We start from the raw sequence: 18,931 nt of genomic DNA, 5'->3' as shown, positions 1-18,931 counted from the left end.
CTAATCATCCCAGTCGGCCTGCTCTCGCTGTTCAGCGTCGATAATCTGCTCCCGCAGGGCGCTCCAGTTGACCTGGTGGGCCGGTGAATTGTTGACCAATCGGCCCTGGTGCAGGTGCAGCAGCTGGGTGGCGTAGCGCTCCACCAGGTCGAGCTGGTGGTTGGCCATGATCACCGTCAGCCGCTGGTTTTGAGCCTGAGTGGCCAGTAGGGAGAGCAGAAATTCGCTGTAGCCGAGGTCTTGAGCGGAGGTAGGCTCGTCTAGCAGCAGCACCTGGGGCTGGGTTAGGAGCGATCGCGCGATCGCCACCCGCTGCTGCTGTCCGACAGACAGCTCTACCTCCGTCCGCGCCAGCCAGTCAGCGGGAATCTTCAGCCGGTCAGCCCAGTCCAGCACCGTTGTCTCAATCTGGCTTGCCGACAGCCCCCGCAGCCGCAGCGGATAGCCCAGGCTATGCTGCACGGTCATATTTAGTAGCTTACTTTCCTGGTTGACCAGCGCCACCCGCCGCCGCAGCTCTACCACCGGCAGCTGCTTGAGGTCTTTACCCTCCAGGTAGATTCGGCCCGCGCTAGGCTCGGCCAGCCGGTTGATCAGCCGCAGCAAAGAGGTTTTGCCCGCGCCGGACGGCCCCACCAGCGCCACAAACCCACCCGGCGCGATCGCAAACGACAGGTCGGCTAAAACGGTGGCAATCCCCGCCGGTGCCCGCAGGCTGACCCGCTCAAATCGGACCTCTGCCGATTTTTCTGCTGACTTATTTATCGAATTTTGCGCCGGAATTTCTGCCAAACCGCTACCCCAGGCTGTTTGCCGTCCATAGCGTCCAGCCGTCTACGCCGAGTAAAAGCAGGGTAAAGCCGAGCAAAATCAGATACATCCAGGGCTGGGACAGCGGCTTCACATCGCGGGTGTCGATGCCGGTCCGAGCTTCCACATAGCGCACCAGGCGGGCAAAGCCGACCACCCGCATCGGCAGCAGGTAGGCTCGGTCTTCGGCCTGGCTGACAAAATAATAGACCAGGCCGCCCTGCCCGGTCGAGCGGGGCTTGAGCGCTTTGACATCAGACCAGTCCAGCGCCCAGCCGCGGCGCAAAAATAGCCGTACCCAGGCCGGATAGGTGACCCGAATGCCCTTAGCATCGACCTGCACCCGTTCGGAGAGGACCCCGTAGAGCACCGTTCCGCCTAGGACTGCGCCCATCCACAGCAGGGCAGGCGGCACCGAAGTCTGGGTTACTTCCGCCAGCACCGGCAGCGGCAGCACCAGGGCCACATACAGACTGAGCAGCGTCAGTCGAATCAGGGGTGAAATTTGAAACTGGTCGGGCTTAGGCATCTCGCTAGGATTCCAAATATTTTTGCACCACGATCCAGCCGGACAGGGTGACGGCGGCTAAAGCCAAAAACAGGACAATATTGATTCTGAGGTGCAGCGATCGCGCCCAGGGCCGCTGGGGAGCAATCCGGCTGGCGCTCCAGGCCGACGCGCCGACCAGCCCAACGACGGCAAGGCCGGCGGGCAGATGCCAGGAATGCCCCAGATTGCCATATTCGCCCACCGTGCCCACCACGCCAATTGCCAGCAGCAGCAGAATCAGACCGACCAGCGTAATGCCCATAGTATAGTGCAGCGGTCGCAGCCAGGCGGGGCGGCCCTGCTGCTGCTGGCGGCGGTAGAAAATCCAGCCGCCGCTGAGCCCCAGCAGCGTATAGACAGTTAGCGACAGCCCCATAGACCAGGCGGCGATGCGCCAGAGCCAAAGGAAGGAGGGAAGATCCAACGGTAGAAATGCGGTTAAAAATGTTTGCCGCTACTACTTTAGGCGAAATCAGCCCGGCGCTACCAGCCTTCCAAGAGAGGGTAGCGCCGGGCTGAGAGGAAATTGCCGCCTAGAGCTGAGCGCCTAGTCGCCAGCGGTGGCCGCGATCGCGTCTGCCTGGTCCTGGTCTTCCACCAGCTTTTCAGGTCCGCTACTGTCAGCCTCATCCTCTACGGCCAGCCGTTCGCAGGGGATCGTGTCGGACAGAATAGAGCTGGCCATCATGCCCGTATGGATTTCTAGCAACGCCTTTGGCATCGCTTCAAATAGCAGCCGCTGCCCCGGAAAAACGACCCGTTCAAAATACCAGTTCTCGATGTTGGTGATTCGTGCAATCTGGATTTTGCTGGTTGCGTTGACATAGCAACAGAGGCTGCACTCGGAGGTATCGAGCGGCAGGGGATCAATTATCTGAGCCATAGGGAACATGGGGAACGACTGCTAAAAAGCATGACAGTTAAAAGCTAACACTTGACGATCCCGGCATCTGTAAAGGTGAATACCAAGGCGTCCCATCTCTTCACATCCACAGATAGAACTTAGCTTAAGTAAACCCAAAAGGCATCTGCTGAAATCAGTAGGTCAATATTTTGTGATAGTTCTTAGGCTTTGTAACGCTACTGATTCTTTTCAATGCTTTTCCAAGACGTCAATCATTTGAAAGAACAAAGATTCGGGATTTTTATTGACGCATCTACCCAATGACAGATGCCAGTTAGATAACGCAAACAGGCAGGCACCACTCATCCATCTCAGGAGCAGTGCTCTGCTTGCCGATCACTTCGGGAAGAGCCTTACACCTTGGCTAGGCGAAAGCTAGCACCTAATCCAGCTCCCATCTCTTCGGGCGTAATTTTGCCGTCGTGGTCGCGGTCGAGGGCATCGAATACGGCATCGGTGCCCATCCATTCTTCTCGGGTGATGAAGCCGTCGCCGTCCAAGTCATAGGCCCGGAAAACGTTTTCAGCGGCGTCGCTGACGACCCCTTTCTCATCCATGTTGGCCAGCCGCTCTGCCAGCAGCTGCTCCAACGACTCTAGCGCCTTGGTAAAGCCGCTGATGCCCTCGTCCAGCTTTTCTGACGCCATCCGGTCGGCAGCGTGCATCCGGTCGAAGCTGGCCTTGTCCATGGGAATCTTTTCAATTTCCATCGACTTAGCCTTGTCTGGGGAGAGCTTGCGGGGCAGATCTTCCTCAGTTTCGTCCAGCGGGGCCAGCAGCTTGGGAGAAATCGTCAGCAGGTCGCAGCCCGCCAGCTCGGTAATTTCGCCGATGTTGCGGAAGCTAGCGCCCATCACCTCGGTGGGGTAGCCAAATTTCTTATAGTAGTTGTAAATTTCCGTCACCGACTGGACGCCGGGATCTTCGGTGGGCGGGTAGGAATCGCGCCCGGTGTCTTTTTTATACCAGTCCAGAATCCGTCCCACAAACGGAGAGACCAGCGTCACCCCGGCTTCGGCGCAGGCAATCGCCTGATGAATTCCAAATAGCAGCGTCAGGTTGCAGTGAATGCCTTCCTTCTCCAGCACCTCGGCAGCCCGGATGCCTTCCCAGGTGGAGGCAATCTTGATCAGGATGCGATCGCGCCCCACCCCCGCTTCCTCATACTGGGAAATCAGGTCGCGGGCCATCTCCAGCGTACCCTCGGTGTCGTAGGAGAGGCGAGCATCGACCTCGGTAGAAACCCGACCGGGAATAATTTCGAGAATTTTCAGCCCGAAGGCGACCGCCAGCCGCTTAAAGGCCAGAGCGGCTACCTCCTGATCGGAGGCGCCTACCCCAGCGATTTGCTTAGCCTTCATCAAGGTATCGTCAACGATTTGCTGATATTCTGGCATCTCAGCCGCCGTCGTGATTAGCGAAGGGTTGGTGGTGGCGTCCTGCGGCTTAAATTTTTCGATTGCCTGGATGTCGCCGGTGTCGGCAACCACCTTGGTCATGGTACGCAGCTGGGCGAGTAAGCTCTGGGCCATCATGTGCTCCTTGAGGTAATGTTGTCTAAACTATATCGATATTTATAGTTATCTATCTCTACCTGTCTCCATACATCCATTATTGTAGTCAGCCTGATTTGAGCTTTTCGTTCGCCCTGAGGCAGATTGGGGCGAATTAGGGGCAGATCGGGGCAGATTTAATGCCCCTCTCATTTGAGATTATTCGGGCCGCGCTTCCCGAAGCAGAGAAACCAGCTGCTGATGCATCGATTCGGTTGCCGCCACGACTAATCCTGGCCAGTCCCCAGCTTCACAGTCCGCTAATCGCGGCAGCGGCGAGCCGTCGTGGGCCGACAGGCTGTAGCCCATCTCTTGGGCCATGAAGGCCAGTGCCCCGCCGTCAATAAATTTGCCGCGATTCAAAATGACGGCGCTGACGTCGCCGGTGAGGATGCCGTTGACGTTGGGAATGGCCGTCTCCTGGGAATAGTCGGCTTTGACGTCGATTAGCTCAAAATGGGGCCGCAGCTGCTCGGCAAAATGGCCCGTATCCCAGCCCAGCAGGACGATCGGTTCGGGATTGGCAATTCGCAGCGGCTGGCAGTCTTCCAGATCATCGGCCAGCGCCCCCCGGAAGGTGCCCTGGTCGCGCAGGGCATAGTAGTAGGTATCGAGGGCCGGGCTGAGCGCGATCGCGGCTTCAAACCGGTCAGCGTTCAAAATCGTCAGGATAATCTGATAGTTGGGATGCCCGTCCATATATAGCCGGGTGCCGTCCACCGGGTCCAGCGTCACCAGAAAGTCGTCCTGCGGCCCGAGCTCAATCGAGCGAAAGTAGCCGGTGTTGTAAGACTTTTCGTGCTCCTCGCCAAAAAAGCGCAGGTTGGGAAAATGCCCCAGCAGCGCCACCTCGATGAAGGTCTGGACCGACAGGTCGGCATCGGTTAGGGCGGTGGCGTAGAAGTTATCAGAGTCAAACTTATCCGGGCGGGCCGAAATGCTGGCCTGGATCTGCCGAGAATAGGCCGCCGCCGTCCGCAGATAGGGCAGCAGGGTAGCTAAAATTTGACGCGGCGAAGGCGAATTGAGCATAGCGCATCGGCTGAGGCAACACCTACCATCTTTACCCGAAGTCGCCGATTCTGAATAGTGCCTGCCATGCCAGCTGGGCTAAATTACCGGATTAGTAAATCCGCGTCTGAGACGGCTGGGACTTTGCTTCTGAGATCTCATCCGTTTTTGCCGCCATGATGAAGTCGTTTTGGTGCAGCCCGCCAATGGCATGAGTCCACCAGGTCACCGTCACCTTGCCCCACTCGGTCAGCAGCGCCGGATGATGATTTTCCACCTCGGCGGCTTCGCCCACCCGCTGGGTAAAGGCCAGCGCCTGCTTAAAATTAGAAAACTTGTACTGTCGCTGAAGCCTCGGTGGCCCGTCCGTCCGCACGACCTCCCAGTCAGGAATCTGAGCCTTGAGCGCTGGCATCTCAGCCTCACTGACGGGCGAGGCATCACCGAAGCAGGCTGTGCAGGTTTGCTGAGCGAGGGCGGCTTTCATAATGCAGAGTCTGTAATGCGGTGACTCTAGTTTAGCTCTTGCTCATTTCGATGCGAGTAGCGTTCTAAATCAGCCTTATTCATAGGGCGTTCCCCTAGCCGTTTGTCTCTAACCACCTCGCTAAATCACCCTGCGCTTCAAAATCTAACAGCGCCTCTCCCAAAGCCTCTAGCTGCTCCAATGGTAGCGCCTCTACCCGAGCGACTAGCTCCGCAGGCACCATCCCCACGCGCCGATCCAGTTGCCGCAGTACTAAATTAGTTTCGCGCTGAAGACCTTCCCGCAATCCCTCAGCCTTGATGCTCTGGTAAACTACCGACTCCTGCATCAGCTCTCTCCTCAGAATCTGCTCAACTAACCCTTCCTCTAATACTAGCCCAGCTAAAATCGCCGCAGATGCAGCCAGGTTGCTCTGAATGTTTCGGTCTGTAATCGCGTCAATCCGCTCGGCGGCTTGTCGTAAGGCCGATGCTTGACTATTGGTACGGCTGAGAACGGCAAAAGGCAGCAGTCCCGGCGAGGACAAAAAGGCTTCTGTCGGCTGCTCCCATAGGCGAATCACCTCAAAGGAATGTTGAGTCCCTTCATGCACATAAGCGGTCTGATGTACCAGCGGTGACTGACTCTTAAGCAGGTAGATCACCACCTGACGGATCTCTCGCTCAGGCAAACGCCGATGAATCCTTACCCAGTAGTCCAATAGCCTGAATGGGATGGCGGGATCAGGCCGGGTTTGGAACTCCAGGTGCAAAATTTGCTGTTCGGACTGTAGCAGCAGAGCATCGGCGCGAATAGGCTCTAGCAGCAGTTCTGAGGGACTGAGTTCGCTAAAACTAACGGCTTTGCCGAGGAGCCATTGGGCAAAGTCGGCTGAGAAGGTCTCGACCAGGTATTTGCAGATCGCGTCGAACATATCCGCGAGTTTAGCAGCTGATCAGCGCTGCACTTGGGCAAAGAGTCCTTTCAAGGGTTGGTAATGCTTATCAGCAGTAAAAAACCAAACTGGCTTGACAATTTTCTGTATTTCGATAATCATAAAAACATGAAAACAAGCAGTGAATCTCAGCAGTCTACCGAACCCATTGCTGCCGCCTTTGCGGCGCTGGGGCAGCCCTCGCGGCTGAATATTGTGCGGCTGCTGCTGTCGGCCCATCCCCAGGGCTTGCCCGCAGGAGAGATTCAAAAGGAGCTGGGCATTGCCGCCCCGACCCTGTCTCATCACCTGGATAAGCTGCGCCAGGTGGGCCTCGTCACCGCAGAGAAAGATCGTCAGTGGATCTGGTATAGCGTCCGGGCAGAGGAACTGAAGCATCTAATCGGCTTTCTATTTGAGGAATGCTGCACTCGTAATCAGGTGGTTGATTTTGAGGCTGGAGAGTTGGCAGAGGCTTGTGACCTGACCAACTTACCCTGCTGTGACTGATTACCTTTTTTTGACTATCATTTTGATAATTATAGAAATATAAAATGAGTACTAACCGAGCCAGTAGTAGCCGAGAAAATAGTCCTTCGAAGGCCGTCCAGGCAGGCGGCCCGCTGAGTTTCTTTGACCGCTACGTGACGGTGTGGGAGGAAACTAGAAATAAGGTCATGAAGAAACTGACGCGCCCCGGGGCGATGGCCTTGGGGCTGGGATTAATCGCAGTGGGTTGCTCATCTCAGGCAACCCAGTCTCAAGGAGCCATCACCATTGATGGCTCCAGCACGGTTTTTCCGATTACAGAAGCGATCGCCGAAGCCTATAATCAAATGCAGCAAAATCCCGTTAACGTTAGCGTCAGCTTCTCTGGTACCGGGGGTGGCTTCGAGAAGTTTTGCGCTGGAGAAACCGACATTAATAATGCCTCTCGGCCTATTCTCGATGCCGAGATAGCCGCCTGTGATGACGCCGGGGTGCGATTCCTAGAGCTACCTGTGGCTTTTGATGCGCTGACCGTCGTGGTTAACCAAGGAAATACTTGGGCAGAGGATATTACCCTTGAAGAACTCAAAACGCTTTGGGAACCTGACGCTGAAGGAAAGATAACTCGCTGGAGCCAGGTCCACTCTAGCTGGCCCGATCAGCCCATTACGCTCTACGGGCCAGGATTGGATTCAGGAACCTATGACTATTTCACAGAGGTGGTCGTGGGAGAAGATAGCCGCAGCGACTTCGCCGACAGTGAGGATGATGAACAGCTTGTTCAAGGCGTTAGCCGAGATCCTAATGCTCTGGGATACTTTGGTTTTGCTTACTACGACCAAAATCAAGCAGACCTTAAAGCCCTGGCCATAGATGCAGGGAACGGTCCCACCTTGCCCTCGGCAGCCACCGTATCCAGCGCCGAGTATCAGCCCCTATCCCGACCGCTGTTTATCTACGTCAATTTCGCATCCGCCCAGTCCAACCCGGCTCTGAGAGAGTTTATCAAGTTCTATTTAGAGACCGCGCCGGAAGTCGTGACTGAGGGTGGTTATGTGCCTCTACCGGAGGAAGGCTATCACATTGCCTGGGTAAATTTTCACGAAGGAGAAGTGGGCACTGCTTTTGGCGGCGAACCCCAACCCAACCTGACCATTGCCGAACTGCTGCGGAAAACCAAGCGGTTCTAGTTTTGCTGGGAGGCGTAGCCAGGCTATGTCCCCATCTGCTTAAAGAAATTTTAGAGGGCTAGATGAGTACTAATCCAGAAAACGTCCATCCAAAGGCTGTCCAAGCCGGTGGCCAGCTGAGCTTTTTTGAATGCTACCTGACGGTGTGGGTGGCGCTGTGCATCGTCGCCGGGATTTTGCTAGGTCGCCTGCTGCCCGGCGTCGCCGTCGCTCTGGACGCGATGAGCATTTACCAGGTTTCGATTCCGATCGCCATCTGTCTGTTCTTCATGATGTATCCGATCATGGTGAAGATCGACTTTGGTCAGGCCAAAAAGGCGGCTCAGACGCCCAAACCCGTTGCCCTAACGCTAGTCGTGAACTGGCTGATCAAGCCCTTCACGATGGTGGTGCTGGCTCAGTTCTTTTTAGGCTGGCTGTTTCGACCGCTGCTGGCGGGTACTGAGCTGATTCGCGGGGCAGAGGTTGCGATCGCGGATTCCTACATTGCTGGGGCGATTCTGCTGGGCATTGCCCCCTGCACAGCAATGGTGCTGATGTGGGGCTACCTCTCCTTTAGCAACCAGGGCCACACGCTGGTGATGGTGGCGATCAATTCTCTGGCAATGCTGTTTCTCTATGCGCCGCTGGGTCGCTGGCTGCTGGCGGCAAATAACCTGACCGTGCCCTGGGAAACGATCGTGCTTTCGGTGCTGGTCTATGTGGGCCTGCCGCTGCTGGCGGGAGCCGTCTCGCGCAGCTGGATTCTGCGGCATAAGGGCAAAGCCTGGTTTGAAGGCGTGTTTTTGAAAGTTCTCAGCCCAGTTTCAATCATTGCGCTGCTGACCACACTGGTTCTGCTGTTTGCCTTCAAGGGCGACCTGATTGTCCGTAATCCGCTGCACATCCTGTTAATTGCGGTGCCGCTGTTCATCCAGACCAACTTTATCTTTTTGATCACCTACGTGGCAGCACAAAAGCTGGGCATGGCCTACGAAGACTCGGCCCCGGCGGCGCTGATCGGGGCGAGTAATCACTTTGAAGTTGCGATCGCAACTGCCGTCACCCTCTTTGGCCTTAACTCAGGTGCCGCTCTGGCTACCGTAGTCGGGGTGCTGATCGAAGTTCCGCTCATGCTGATGCTGGTCAAAGTTTGCCAGCGCACCGCTTTCTGGTTTCCCCGCGAACCCGAGAAAGCATCCCTGCCTGATCCTCGCTGCTTGAAGGTAAATCCCTGATGGTGTCCTAGTTTGTTATTCCTAAACTGCTAAATGCATGGAAGTTATCATCCAACGCCAGTACGACCGCTTGGCAAAAAGCTACGACTCCCATTGGCGCTCCTACATCGCCAACACCCTTTCTTTTTTGAAAGCTTGGGCTGCCATTGCCCCCTGTGAAGCTGTCCTTGATATAGCCTGCGGCACCGGAGAGTTCGAACGGCTGGTGCTGACCGATCAGCCCCAACAAATCATGACCGGCATTGATATTTCCGAAAGAATGCTGGCCGTAGCCCGACAAAAATGCGGTCACTATCCGCAGGTCATGTTTCAAGTAGCCTCAGTCTCTAGCATTCCGGTAACTCCCCATAGCTATGACGTGGTGGTCTGTGCCAGTGCCTTCCACTATTTCGAGCAACCAGAGCAGGCTTTGCAAGAAATGGACCGGATGCTAAAACGCGGAGGCCGAGTGGTGATCTTGGACTGGTGCCGAGATTTTTGGGTGTGTCGGCTGTGTGACTGGTTTTTAGCTTTGACCGATTCGGCTTATCGCAAATGCTATACCCTGGCTGAGCTAGAGACCTTTTTGGCTGCTAGCGATTTCCGCATAGTGCAGAGCAGACGAGTACGATTTGGGCTGATTTGGGGACTGATGGTGGCTACCGCCGCGCCTGAGAAAGCTGACGATCAACCTTAACCTAGATTCTAGGAGAATTACTTTATGAAACGTGTCATGTTTGTCTGTCGGAAAAATTCGGCCCGGTCTCAGATAGCTGAAGGTTTTGCTAAGACTTTAGGGGCTGGCAAGATTGCGGTGACCAGCTCTGGACTGGAGGCGAGTCAGGTACGGCCAGAGGCGATCGCAACCATGAAAGAAGTCGGCATCGACATCAGCGACCAGACTTCTAATGCGCTGAGCGAGTTCAGCCCTGAGAACTTCGACGCGGTGATTTCTCTCTGCGGCTGCGGCGTTAATCTGCCGCCGGAATGGGTGACGCGGGAGTATTTTGACGACTGGCAGCTGGATGACCCGGCGGAGCAGCCAGAAATCTTTCCTCGGGTGCGGGATGAGGTGAAAACGCGAGTAGAGTCCCTAATTGCGAAGCTGAGTCCAGAAGCGGCTACGGCCTAAGGGACTAACAGTTAAATAGCGTACCGGTTCGCCCGGGGGAGAGGGCGTTACCTGAAAACTTGGAAGGGCGGCCAAACGGAAGCGTACCGGTTCGCCCGGGGGAGAGGGACTTTGAATCCGGCTCCCTTCTCCCCTCGGGAGAAGGGCTGGGGATGTAGAGCTTGCTCTTCTCGAAGAGTGGGCTCCGGTGCTGATGGCTAGTACGTTATTAACATGCACGTCCCTAACCGCTCTGAATGTTCGTGAATCAATCCATCTCTTCTGTTTGTTTTTAATCTATTGATTTTGTCATTACAGAAATGTTAAAGGAGTGACCCATGGCTACTTTCAAAACTCACGTTGCTCTAAGAGTTGCAGACCTCAACCGCTCTATTGCGTTTTATCGGGCTATGTTTGGCACTGAGCCGATGAAGCACAAGGCAGACTATGCCAAATTCGATCTGGAGAATCCGGGGCTGAATTTGACCCTGAACGTCAGTGATGCGGTGTCTGCCCATGGAACGCTATCCCATCTGGGGATTCAGGTGGATAGCAGCGAGGCTGTGGGAGCCGCGATCGCGCGGTTCAAAACCGCTGGACTCGCCACCTTCGAAGAGCATGATACCGACTGCTGCTATGCTTTGCAGGATAAAGTCTGGGTGACTGACCCCGACGGTATGAGCTGGGAGATTTTTGTGGTCAAGGTTGCAGATACGGCTCCTGAAGCGACTGTCCATGCAACAGACGCGCCTGCCCAGATTCAGAGCAGCTGCTGTGCTTAGAATCATGCCATGCTAGCCAGTCTTTGCGCAGCTTTATTTCACCCTGTTCGCCTACAGATGTTAAATTTATCAGACTTAAACTGACAGCTGACAATGGGTTTTGACCATCCGCCTCGAATTCTTTTTCTCTATGGCTCTTTGCGAGAACGATCGTACAGCCGTCTGCTGGCGGAAGAAGCGGCTCGCATTATTGAGGATTTTGGTGCCGAGGTGAGATTTTTTGACCCTCGGGGGCTGCCACTGCACAATGCCGAGCCCGACACCCACCCCAAAGTACAGGAATTGCGAGAGCTTTCCCTTTGGTCAGAAGGGCAGGTCTGGTCGAGTCCAGAAATGCATGGCAACATTTCTGGACTGATGAAAACTCAGATCGACTGGATTCCGCTCAGTCTCGGGGCCGTTCGCCCAACCCAGGGCAGAACCCTAGCGGTGATGCAGGTTTCGGGCGGGTCGCAGTCTTTCAACGCGGTTAACACGATGCGCATTTTGGGACGTTGGATGCGGATGTTTACTATTCCCAACCAGTCATCGGTGGCCAAAGCCTATCAGGAGTTTAACGAAGACGGCACCATGAAGGAGTCGGCCTACCGCGATCGCGTCGTGGATGTGATGGAAGAACTCTACCGCTTTACGCTGCTGCTGCGCGAACGGGTAGATGAGCTGACCGATCGCTACAGCGAGCGCAAAGCCGCCGCCGCTAAGCAGCTCGAAGAAACCGCTAAAAAAGCGTTGAGCTGACTATGGGCTAGAGCGCGATCTCAGAATGAACCTATACAGCTTTAGAGCCGACTCAGCCAGATGTCTAGGGCAAGCTGTGCGATCGCGCTCAGCCGATCCGATAGATCAGGCCGCTCGGTCAACTTCTGGTAGCCTTTTAGTGTCATGGCGATGCCCCTTTTGTAATGAGCTACTGCAATACTGTCACGGTAATCATTGATGAATTTGGTTCGCCAGACTTCATCTTCCCAGTATCGCTCTCTATACCAACGACTTTTTGGAATAAATTTACTCGTGGGTTGAAGGTCGCCGTCTAGCCATTCTTGAATGGTTATGGTCCGTCCTAACCCTTTAGGAACATGAGCCAGATCAGATACCAGTACCCAGTCTGTCCAAATCCGGAGCCGTGCAACGAAATTTTGCTGCGAGACATAAACACTATGGGGCAGCCATAGAAAGAGAGCGACCTGCTCTCGCCGACCGTCGTAGCGGAGCTCTGCACAGGGATTACTTTTGCCGTTTCCATAGAAGATACTGCCGCTGCTAGAGATTTCTTTAATGCGATCGTCAAAGCTCAGAATTTGCTGCCGTAGAGACATTACCTGCTCTCTCGTGGATGGCGAGGGTTTTGTTATCAGGGACAGCAGTGATTTAGGTGGCGGTGGCAGCTCTCGTTGATTCTGAGTCAGTTGATAGGGAATGACAGCGGTTTGGGTTTCTTGAGTATCAAGCTGCTCAAGCTCTAGGATGTAGGCTGTATCTGATAAGAGAATTCGAAAAATCAGGAGTTCAATTGTGAGCTGGCTGTATTTGCAGTCAGTGAAGGTATCGCGGCTGAAGCTGGGTGCGATCGCCAACAGGCGAACCGGCTGACCGTAGTCTGCAACCGCTTGAAAAGGTTTCTCTGTGATCAAGGCATCAAAATATCGGGTCAGCTGCTGGACAATGTAGCGATCTTCTTGATTCTTGAGTTCCAAGATGGCGAGCTGCCCAGTTGGAGTAATTGCAATTAGGTCACAGATTTGGCCATGAATGACATGCTGCTGGCCCAGGACCTTCAAGCCTAAAAGCGGTTCAAGATGATGTTGCAGAAAATTCTCTAGCAGCGCTTCGTTTTCAAACTGCCAGGACATCCCGATTTTTCTCAGCATCCACCTAAATATCCCTTTTGCTGTTGCTAGAGTACCCTTGGGCTATAGGCATAAGTACAGCTCTGCAATAGGCGCGATCGCAAGCTTCGATGCGAGACGGTTATCTAGAGGACTACGGCATCGAGAGTGCGCTGTGGACACGGCGAATATCTCAAGCGCTGGGGTTACAGTCCGCAGCGTCCCCTAAAGCGAGCCTATGAGCAGGGTCCCGAGAGACTAAAAGCTAAAACAATTGTGCAGAGGGGAGTTCAGCCCCTATAGTACCTTTTTGCCAGGGTCCAAGCCGGCCCCCTATTTGCCTTTTTCTTTGCTCTTGGCGAGCAACCTTCTCTAAGCCAGCTAATAAGTAGTCGAACAAAATTAATTACACATTTTTTACAAAGGAGAGCTTGATGTCATGCCGAGCCTGTCGAGGTATCTATCCTAGAAGCATCAATACTTGAGAGATTCCTCGCTATGCTCGGAATGACAATTCTTTCTATGTAAATTTCAATGCTCAGGTACTTAGCTTGAACCGTAACCCCACCAATCAGGGTGAGTGCAGAGCCAATGAACAGGTCCAGGCTTACCCTTTAATCATAGGAAATAGTACCTATGAATTATTACCAATGGCAGCCTGATTCGGCTTAGGTTCTAGGAGTTTCAAAGCAGTTTGCGTCATTACTTTTTGCCTTTGCCTTTGCCCTGGTCATGAGCGACGGCGATATCGACTGAGGAGAAGGTGACGTTACCGGCACTGTCAGTCGCGCTATAGGTCAGCGTATAGACGCGACCGCTGCCGCCGCCGGAGCGCTCTGCCCGCAGGAAGATACGCCCGTCGGGCTTGACCTCGTAGTCGTAGTTGGTGTTGCCGTCACCTTTGCCGTTGATCGGTTCATTCGACGTAATCGAGACCAGGGCCACTTTTGGACTGTCGTCAAAGTCATCGCTGACCTGGATATTGACATTGACCTGCACCATCTTGTGGTTCGGCGGCCAGAGGTAGCCCGGCTGCGCTGTCAGGGTGAGCGTCGGTGACTCGTCATCGTCGATGATGGTGCCCACCGCCTGCCCATCGAGCAGCGTCGTATGGCTGAGGTTGGAGAGATTGACGAAAAAGGTTTCGTCGGACTCGTCGAGCCGGTCGCCGATAATCTCAGTCACAATCACTTGTGAGGTTTGCCCGGCGGCAAAGGTTAGCGTTCCAGCGGTAGCCCGGTAGTCCAAGCCCGCCTTAGCCGTGCCGTTGGCCGTGGCGTAGTCCAGCGTCACCGGACGCAGGCTGGCTTCGGAGAGGCTGACGGTGAAGACGGCATAGCGGCTGCCGCCATGGCCTTCGATGACGGTGGTGTCAGAGATGGATACCTTGGGGGGCTCTTTCACCATGACGGCGACCGTGTCTTGAGTCACAGCGCCGTCACTGTCGGTCACCGTCAGCGTCGCCGTGTACTGACCGGCCTGATGGTAGCGATGGCTGGGGTTGAGACCCGAGACGACCGTGCCATCGCCAAAGTCCCAAACGACGGTGTGGGTATCGAGCAGGCCGGGGTCGCTGAAGCTGCCGCCGAAGGTTTCAGCCTGGTCATTGTAGAGGGTGCGGTCAGGACCCGCGCTGACGGTCGGCGCGACGTTGTGAACCGTCACCTCAAAGATTTGGGTCGTGGTTGCTCCGTCATCGTCGATGACGCTCAGGGTAACGGTGTAGAGGCCGTTCTGAGCAAAGGTATGGGCGACCGACTGGCCCAGCTGCGGGCCTGAGCCGTCGCCGAAGTCCCAGCGGTAGAGCAGGCTATCATTGCCGGGGTCAGTAGCCACAGCGCTAAAGGTTTCGGTCTCGCCTTCGCTGAGCTGGGTGCGACCGGCAATGCTGCTGATAGTCGGCGCGAGGTTGTTGACGGTGACGGTGAGGGTATCTCGGGTGCTGCCGCCGTCCTCATCGGCGACGGTGAGGGTGACGCTGTAGACGCCGTTGTCGGCATAGACATGGTTCACAGCTGGGCCAGTCACTGGCCCGCTGCCATCGCCGAAGTCCCAGGTGTAGGTGAGGGTATCGTCACCGGGGTCAGTCGCTAGGGCGCTGAAGCGAGCCGTTGCGCCTTCATTAACGCTGGTATCGCCTGACAGAGAAACAATCGTTGGTGGCGCATTCAAGACCGTGACGCTGAGGGTTTCAGTCGTCGCTGCGCCGTCCTTGTCGGTGACGGTGAGGGTGACGCTGTAGGTGCCCTGGTCGCTGAAGACGTGAGTCGGTTCGAGGTCGCCTTCTGCTGTGGTGCCGTCGCCGAAAGACCAGACGACGGTATGGGTATCGAGCAGGCCGGGGTCACTATAGCTGCCGCTGAAGCGGACGGTCTCGCCCTCCACTACGGTTTGAGTCTGACCCAGGACGACCACCGGGGCGACGTTGTTGACGACCACCTCGCGGGTTGCGACTGTAGCTGCGCCATCTGAGTCGGTGACGGTGAGGGTGACGCTGTAGGTGCCGTTATCGAGGAAGGTATGGTGGGCAGTTTGACCGGTGACTACGTCGCTGCTGTCGCCAAAGCGCCAGGTATAGGTGAGGGCATCATTACCCGCATCGGTAGCCGCAGCGCTGAAGGTGATGGCTTCGCCTTCGTCGGCGCTGTTGCTGCCGGTGAAGTCGGTAATCACTGGAGCCAGGTTATGAACTGTGACGGTGCGGGTCTCAACGGTTTCAGCCCCGTCGTCATCGCTGACGGTCAAGGTGACGGTGTAGACGCCGTTGTTCAGGAACCGATGGCTGATGGCCGGGCCGGAGGCGGGCTCGCTGCCGTCGCCGAAGTCCCAGATATAGGTGAGGGCGTCGTTGCCGGAGTCGGTAGCCAGGGCGCTGAAGGCGGCGGTGTCACCCTCGTTGAGCTCGGTGGGGGTGTTGAGTTCAACAACGGTAGGCGCAAGGTTGCGGACGGTAGCGTTAAAGGTTTGAGTGGTACTGCCGCCGTCTTCGTCGCTGACGGTGAGGGTGACGGTGTAGATGCCATCGTCGGTGTAGATATGGTCAGAGGTTTGGCCCGTGACGGGCTCACTGCCGTCGCCGAAGTCCCAGCTGTAGGTAAGGGTGTCATCGCCGGGGTCGGTGGCCAGGGCGTTAAGGCTGAGGGTATCGCCCTCATTCAGCTGGGTGGTGCCGTCGATGGCGACGACTGCGGTGGGCTGGCTGACTCCGGGCTCAGCAGCAGGCTCTACCTGGTAGCCCGCGATGATGAAGGTGACCCGGCCCTGACTATTCTTCAGGTGCGGATTCGGCCCGCTGTCTGGCCAGGTTAGCCGAGCCGTCCCAGAGAGGGTCGAAATTGGGGTTTGCTGGTACAGCAGCATCTGGTCGAGATCCTGATCTTGGTTGGGGCCAACGCTAGCGAGCGTAATCGGCGTGTCTAAGTGGGTGCCGTTTACCGACTGGACTTCCAACGCCATTGAGGTGCCTTCGGCGACCTGCTGCTGACTGGTGGTATTCACCTTGGTCAGGAAGGACAGCGCGTTGAGGATAGCGGCATCGCCGATGGGGTAGGTGAGCGGCTGACCGGCGATGGTGAAGACGACCTGATTGGACTGCCATTCGAGCGACCAGGCAACCGGCTGACCGTTTTGCCAGACATACTCGGCCTGCTGATAGCGGTCGGACTGCGCACCGCTGGGGCCGATGGCGAATTCGTAGGTATTGGTGCCTCCGGCTCGGCCTTCAAAGCTCCAGAGTTTCTGGGCCTGGTCTTTGAGGGCGCGCATGTCGGCGTAGTCGGTGAGGACGTGGAGGCCGGTGGGGCGATTGATTTCAACAATCGTTGGCGCGACGTTACCCACGATCAGGGTTTGGGTTTGGGTAGCGGTGCCGCCGTAGGGGTCGGTGACGGTGAGGGTGACGCTGTATTGGCCATCGTCGGCGTAGGTGTGGTTGGCGGTGGGGCCGCCAACTGGGTCGGTGCCGTCGCCGAAGTTCCAGGTGTAGGTCAGGGTGTCGTTGCCGGGGTCGGTGGCGGTGGCAGCGAAGCTGAGGGCTGCGCCTTCGGTGGCGGAATTAGGCAGGGCAACGGTTTGGATCTGCGGGGCGAGGTTGGCAACCTCTAGCGTGACGGTGGCCAGGTTAGAGGTCTCGCCTGCGCTATCGGTGACGGTGTAGGCGAAGCTGTCGCTGCCGGCATAGCCGTCGAAGGGCGTATAGAGCAGGTTGCCCTGGGCGTCGCGGCTGAGGCTGCCGTAAACGGGCTGGCTAACTAGCTCGAACTGGCTGAGGTTTAGGGCTTCGTCGAGGTCAACGTCGTTGCTGAGCAGGTCTACCCGAACCGTTTGGCCCTGGGTTAGGGCTGCTGTGTCGTCATTCGTGACAGGTGGGGTGTTGCCGCTGCCGAGGGTGATGTTGTCGATGCGGACGAGGCTGTCGGCGGCTCCGAAGCCGAGTAGGTCAAAGTACAGCGTGGCGGTGGTGCTGGGGGCAAGGGCGCTGAGGTCGATTCTGACTCGGCGCTGGCCGTTGGCGAGGGTAGTGACGCTGACGTCATCGTCAAGATAGAGGCTGCCGTCGGCTTGCAAGTTGAACAGGGCGTCAGTATGGCTGAGGCCAACGGTACCAACCAGGGGCTTAAGGGTATGAGCGTCGAGCAGGGCGACCTCGAAGGCGTCGGGGGGACGGCGGGTGCTTTGACCCAGGGTGGCTTCGATCAGGTCGAAGCTGAGGATACGCTGGCTGGGGTCGTCGGGCAGCACGAAGGTTTGGCTGAGCTGGCTGAGCAGCGGGCTGTCTTCGGTCAGGGAGACGGCGGTGGAGGAGGCAAATGGGGTGGTTTGGACGGCTCCCCGGCGCTGCCATTGGGCCAGCAGGGTTTCGAAGTCGCCGTTGCTGATGCCGATGAGGGGGTCGCTATGGATGGCGGCGCTCAGCGCGGTGCCGGAATTGTGGCTATCGGCGGTGTGATTACGGATGGCGGCGAGCAGCTGGAGCTCTAGCTCGGAGGGCAGCTTGCGCATGCCGGGGGTGAGGTAGGGGCTGAGCAGCCGCAGCGGATCGGCGAGGTGGCTGCCGTCGGCGGTGAGGGCGACGCTGAGGTCGCCGTGGGTGAAGGTGTGGTTGTGGACGTGGTGGTCGAAGCCTTTGTTGCCTGCAATAAAGCCTGCCAGGTGGCCGAGCTCGTGCAGGATAGTGGTGAGCAGGTCGTAGCGTCCGTAGGCGATGGAGTCTGGGGTGGCCTGGAAGTTATACTCGGTGTTGTGAAGGCTGAATTCGGAGTTCTCCCAGGGTGTCGGGTCGATGAACCAGCCGGTGCCGTTGGCGTCATCGTCGATCAGGATGGTGCCTGCAACGGGGCGGCCTTGGATGTCAAAGCGGGTGATTTGGGCCTCGGCGAGTTGGCCGGTGGGGAGGTCTTGAATAAGAAGTGACAGATTGAATGGAGTGAGGAAAGTAAAAAAGCTATTCCACAAAGTAACAGCAGTAGACTGAATAATGTCATCTAAAGAAGGCGTTTGGTCATGGTTTGGGAACTTACTCCAGAGGAATTGTTGATTCGTTACGACTACGGGGAGCGCGACTTTCGAGGAATCAAACTGATCGAATCCGAGAGAGATATCAATGGTGAGCAGGTCACTCTTCGAGGTGCTGATTTGCGAGAGATCAACCTGCGAGGCTCTTACCTGAGAGAGGTCGATTTGACTGAGGCTAATCTCACCGGAGCCGACCTCTCCGGGATTTGCTTGGAAAGTGCTGTGTTGAAGCGAGCCATCATCAAAGACGCCTGTCTGCATTCCGCTAACTTGCATTGGTGCATCTTCGATGAAGCTGACCTGACAGGAACTGTCCTTAACCACATGAATGCCTGTAGTGCTTTCTTTCGTAATGTCAAGATCGGCCCATTTGAGTATGCCGTCTTGGCTGATGCTAATTTCAATGGAGCTATGACACCCAACCAGTTGCTCTGCCGCGGCGGAAATTTGATCTGGGATACTGTCATGCCCGATGGCTCCATCGTAGCTGGGCCTCAGTTTGGAGATGGGAAAGGAAGATAAATCTTCACTAGTTGCCGCCATGAGATGAGCAGTTATTGGAAAAATATCTTTTAACCTTGCCTTGATTTCTCCA

General features: G+C 56.2%; 17 protein-coding genes and 2 pseudogenes. 9 read left to right on the top strand and 10 right to left on the bottom strand.

Annotation, left to right across the window (positions count from 1 at the left end; genetic code table 11):
• From IQ241_RS07735 to IQ241_RS07700, 8 genes are all read right to left on the bottom strand, one after another.
• Nucleotides 1-792, bottom strand: coding sequence for an ABC transporter ATP-binding protein (locus IQ241_RS07735; RefSeq protein ID WP_228021481.1), 792 nt, complete (start codon nucleotides 790-792; stop codon nucleotides 1-3).
• A gap of 4 nt (nucleotides 793-796) precedes the next feature.
• Complete coding sequence (locus IQ241_RS07730; protein WP_193905843.1) at nucleotides 797-1,339, bottom strand: hypothetical protein; 543 nt, start codon at nucleotides 1,337-1,339, stop codon at nucleotides 797-799.
• Nucleotides 1,340-1,343: 4 nt separating this feature from the next.
• Nucleotides 1,344-1,784, bottom strand: coding sequence for a DUF4079 domain-containing protein (locus IQ241_RS07725; protein ID WP_193905842.1), 441 nt, complete (start codon nucleotides 1,782-1,784; stop codon nucleotides 1,344-1,346).
• Between the two features lie 123 nt (nucleotides 1,785-1,907).
• Nucleotides 1,908-2,243: a DUF1830 domain-containing protein gene (locus tag IQ241_RS07720; RefSeq protein ID WP_193905841.1), complete on the bottom strand. Its 336-nt coding sequence runs from the start codon at nucleotides 2,241-2,243 to the stop codon at nucleotides 1,908-1,910.
• 374 nt (nucleotides 2,244-2,617) lie between these two features.
• Nucleotides 2,618-3,796 carry a transaldolase gene (locus IQ241_RS07715; RefSeq protein ID WP_193905840.1) on the bottom strand — a complete coding sequence of 393 codons (1,179 nt, stop codon included), beginning with the start codon at nucleotides 3,794-3,796 and terminating at the stop codon, nucleotides 2,618-2,620.
• 180 nt (nucleotides 3,797-3,976) lie between these two features.
• A complete protein-coding gene (locus tag IQ241_RS07710) occupies nucleotides 3,977-4,849 on the bottom strand; it encodes an inositol monophosphatase family protein (protein WP_193905839.1) in 873 nt (290 codons plus the stop codon).
• A gap of 91 nt (nucleotides 4,850-4,940) precedes the next feature.
• The gene (locus tag IQ241_RS07705) at nucleotides 4,941-5,315 is read right to left on the bottom strand and encodes a 4a-hydroxytetrahydrobiopterin dehydratase (protein WP_193905838.1); all 375 of its coding nucleotides are present in this window, start codon (nucleotides 5,313-5,315) and stop codon (nucleotides 4,941-4,943) included.
• A gap of 94 nt (nucleotides 5,316-5,409) precedes the next feature.
• Nucleotides 5,410-6,228 carry a DUF4351 domain-containing protein gene (locus tag IQ241_RS07700; RefSeq protein ID WP_193905837.1) on the bottom strand — a complete coding sequence of 273 codons (819 nt, stop codon included), beginning with the start codon at nucleotides 6,226-6,228 and terminating at the stop codon, nucleotides 5,410-5,412.
• Between the two features lie 129 nt (nucleotides 6,229-6,357).
• Here IQ241_RS07700 and IQ241_RS07695 point away from each other — a divergent pair, with 129 nt between their 5' ends.
• The 7 genes from IQ241_RS07695 (at nucleotide 6,358) to arsH (ending at nucleotide 11,734) form a co-directional block, all read left to right on the top strand.
• Nucleotides 6,358-6,738 carry an ArsR/SmtB family transcription factor gene (locus tag IQ241_RS07695; RefSeq protein WP_193905836.1) on the top strand — a complete coding sequence of 127 codons (381 nt, stop codon included), beginning with the start codon at nucleotides 6,358-6,360 and terminating at the stop codon, nucleotides 6,736-6,738.
• Between the two features lie 167 nt (nucleotides 6,739-6,905).
• Nucleotides 6,906-7,907: a PstS family phosphate ABC transporter substrate-binding protein gene (locus IQ241_RS07690; RefSeq protein ID WP_193905864.1), complete on the top strand. Its 1,002-nt coding sequence runs from the start codon at nucleotides 6,906-6,908 to the stop codon at nucleotides 7,905-7,907.
• A 62-nt stretch (nucleotides 7,908-7,969) separates the two neighbouring features.
• Nucleotides 7,970-9,124 (top strand): ACR3 family arsenite efflux transporter, encoded by a 1,155-nt coding sequence (gene arsB / locus IQ241_RS07685; RefSeq protein ID WP_193905835.1) that lies wholly within the window; start codon nucleotides 7,970-7,972, stop codon nucleotides 9,122-9,124.
• A gap of 37 nt (nucleotides 9,125-9,161) precedes the next feature.
• Nucleotides 9,162-9,800, top strand: coding sequence for a class I SAM-dependent methyltransferase (locus IQ241_RS07680; RefSeq protein WP_193905834.1), 639 nt, complete (start codon nucleotides 9,162-9,164; stop codon nucleotides 9,798-9,800).
• A 24-nt stretch (nucleotides 9,801-9,824) separates the two neighbouring features.
• Entirely contained in the window at nucleotides 9,825-10,235 is a 411-nt protein-coding gene (gene arsC, locus IQ241_RS07675; protein WP_193905833.1) for an arsenate reductase, glutathione/glutaredoxin type, read from the top strand.
• Between the two features lie 317 nt (nucleotides 10,236-10,552).
• Nucleotides 10,553-10,996: an ArsI/CadI family heavy metal resistance metalloenzyme gene (locus IQ241_RS07670; protein WP_193905832.1), complete on the top strand. Its 444-nt coding sequence runs from the start codon at nucleotides 10,553-10,555 to the stop codon at nucleotides 10,994-10,996.
• Nucleotides 10,997-11,089: 93 nt separating this feature from the next.
• Nucleotides 11,090-11,734, top strand: coding sequence for an arsenical resistance protein ArsH (gene arsH / locus IQ241_RS07665; RefSeq protein WP_193905831.1), 645 nt, complete (start codon nucleotides 11,090-11,092; stop codon nucleotides 11,732-11,734).
• Between the two features lie 41 nt (nucleotides 11,735-11,775).
• On the opposite strand, the gene IQ241_RS07660 is transcribed toward arsH, so the two are convergent.
• Nucleotides 11,776-12,846: a PDDEXK family nuclease gene (locus IQ241_RS07660; RefSeq protein WP_193905830.1), complete on the bottom strand. Its 1,071-nt coding sequence runs from the start codon at nucleotides 12,844-12,846 to the stop codon at nucleotides 11,776-11,778.
• 141 nt (nucleotides 12,847-12,987) lie between these two features.
• Between IQ241_RS07660 and IQ241_RS07655 the strand changes: the two are divergent.
• Nucleotides 12,988-13,077: pseudogene (locus tag IQ241_RS07655) on the top strand (winged helix-turn-helix domain-containing protein); the annotation flags it as partial.
• Between the two features lie 447 nt (nucleotides 13,078-13,524).
• Here the strand turns inward: IQ241_RS07655 and IQ241_RS26420 are convergent.
• Nucleotides 13,525-17,202, bottom strand: a pseudogene (locus IQ241_RS26420) (PKD domain-containing protein); the annotation flags it as partial.
• 1,122 nt (nucleotides 17,203-18,324) lie between these two features.
• Here IQ241_RS26420 and IQ241_RS26415 point away from each other — a divergent pair.
• On the top strand, nucleotides 18,325-18,858 hold the full coding sequence (locus IQ241_RS26415) for a pentapeptide repeat-containing protein (RefSeq protein ID WP_228021482.1): 534 nt from the start codon (nucleotides 18,325-18,327) through the stop codon (nucleotides 18,856-18,858).
• Nucleotides 18,859-18,931 lie beyond the last annotated feature (73 nt).

The sequence above is a fragment of the Vasconcelosia minhoensis LEGE 07310 genome (assembly GCF_015207255.1).
Taxonomy (GTDB): domain Bacteria; phylum Cyanobacteriota; class Cyanobacteriia; order Phormidesmidales; family Phormidesmidaceae; genus Vasconcelosia; species Vasconcelosia minhoensis.
The sequence above is the reverse complement of the archived record's forward strand: the minus strand, read 5'-3'. Positions and strand labels throughout refer to the sequence as shown.

Coding starts and splice junctions, on each gene's coding strand:
- IQ241_RS07730 (WP_193905843.1), bottom strand. CDS start 1,339: ATGCCTAAGCCCGACCAGTTTCAAATTTCACCCCTGATTCGACTGACG.
- IQ241_RS07720 (WP_193905841.1), bottom strand. CDS start 2,243: ATGGCTCAGATAATTGATCCCCTGCCGCTCGATACCTCCGAGTGCAGC.
- IQ241_RS07715 (WP_193905840.1), bottom strand. CDS start 3,796: ATGGCCCAGAGCTTACTCGCCCAGCTGCGTACCATGACCAAGGTGGTT.
- IQ241_RS07710 (WP_193905839.1), bottom strand. CDS start 4,849: ATGCTCAATTCGCCTTCGCCGCGTCAAATTTTAGCTACCCTGCTGCCC.
- IQ241_RS07705 (WP_193905838.1), bottom strand. CDS start 5,315: ATGAAAGCCGCCCTCGCTCAGCAAACCTGCACAGCCTGCTTCGGTGAT.
- IQ241_RS07700 (WP_193905837.1), bottom strand. CDS start 6,228: ATGTTCGACGCGATCTGCAAATACCTGGTCGAGACCTTCTCAGCCGAC.
- IQ241_RS07695 (WP_193905836.1), top strand. CDS start 6,358: ATGAAAACAAGCAGTGAATCTCAGCAGTCTACCGAACCCATTGCTGCC.
- IQ241_RS07690 (WP_193905864.1), top strand. CDS start 6,906: ATGAAGAAACTGACGCGCCCCGGGGCGATGGCCTTGGGGCTGGGATTA.
- arsB (WP_193905835.1), top strand. CDS start 7,970: ATGAGTACTAATCCAGAAAACGTCCATCCAAAGGCTGTCCAAGCCGGT.
- IQ241_RS07680 (WP_193905834.1), top strand. CDS start 9,162: ATGGAAGTTATCATCCAACGCCAGTACGACCGCTTGGCAAAAAGCTAC.
- arsC (WP_193905833.1), top strand. CDS start 9,825: ATGAAACGTGTCATGTTTGTCTGTCGGAAAAATTCGGCCCGGTCTCAG.
- IQ241_RS07670 (WP_193905832.1), top strand. CDS start 10,553: ATGGCTACTTTCAAAACTCACGTTGCTCTAAGAGTTGCAGACCTCAAC.
- arsH (WP_193905831.1), top strand. CDS start 11,090: ATGGGTTTTGACCATCCGCCTCGAATTCTTTTTCTCTATGGCTCTTTG.
- IQ241_RS07660 (WP_193905830.1), bottom strand. CDS start 12,846: ATGTCCTGGCAGTTTGAAAACGAAGCGCTGCTAGAGAATTTTCTGCAA.
- IQ241_RS26415 (WP_228021482.1), top strand. CDS start 18,325: ATGGTTTGGGAACTTACTCCAGAGGAATTGTTGATTCGTTACGACTAC.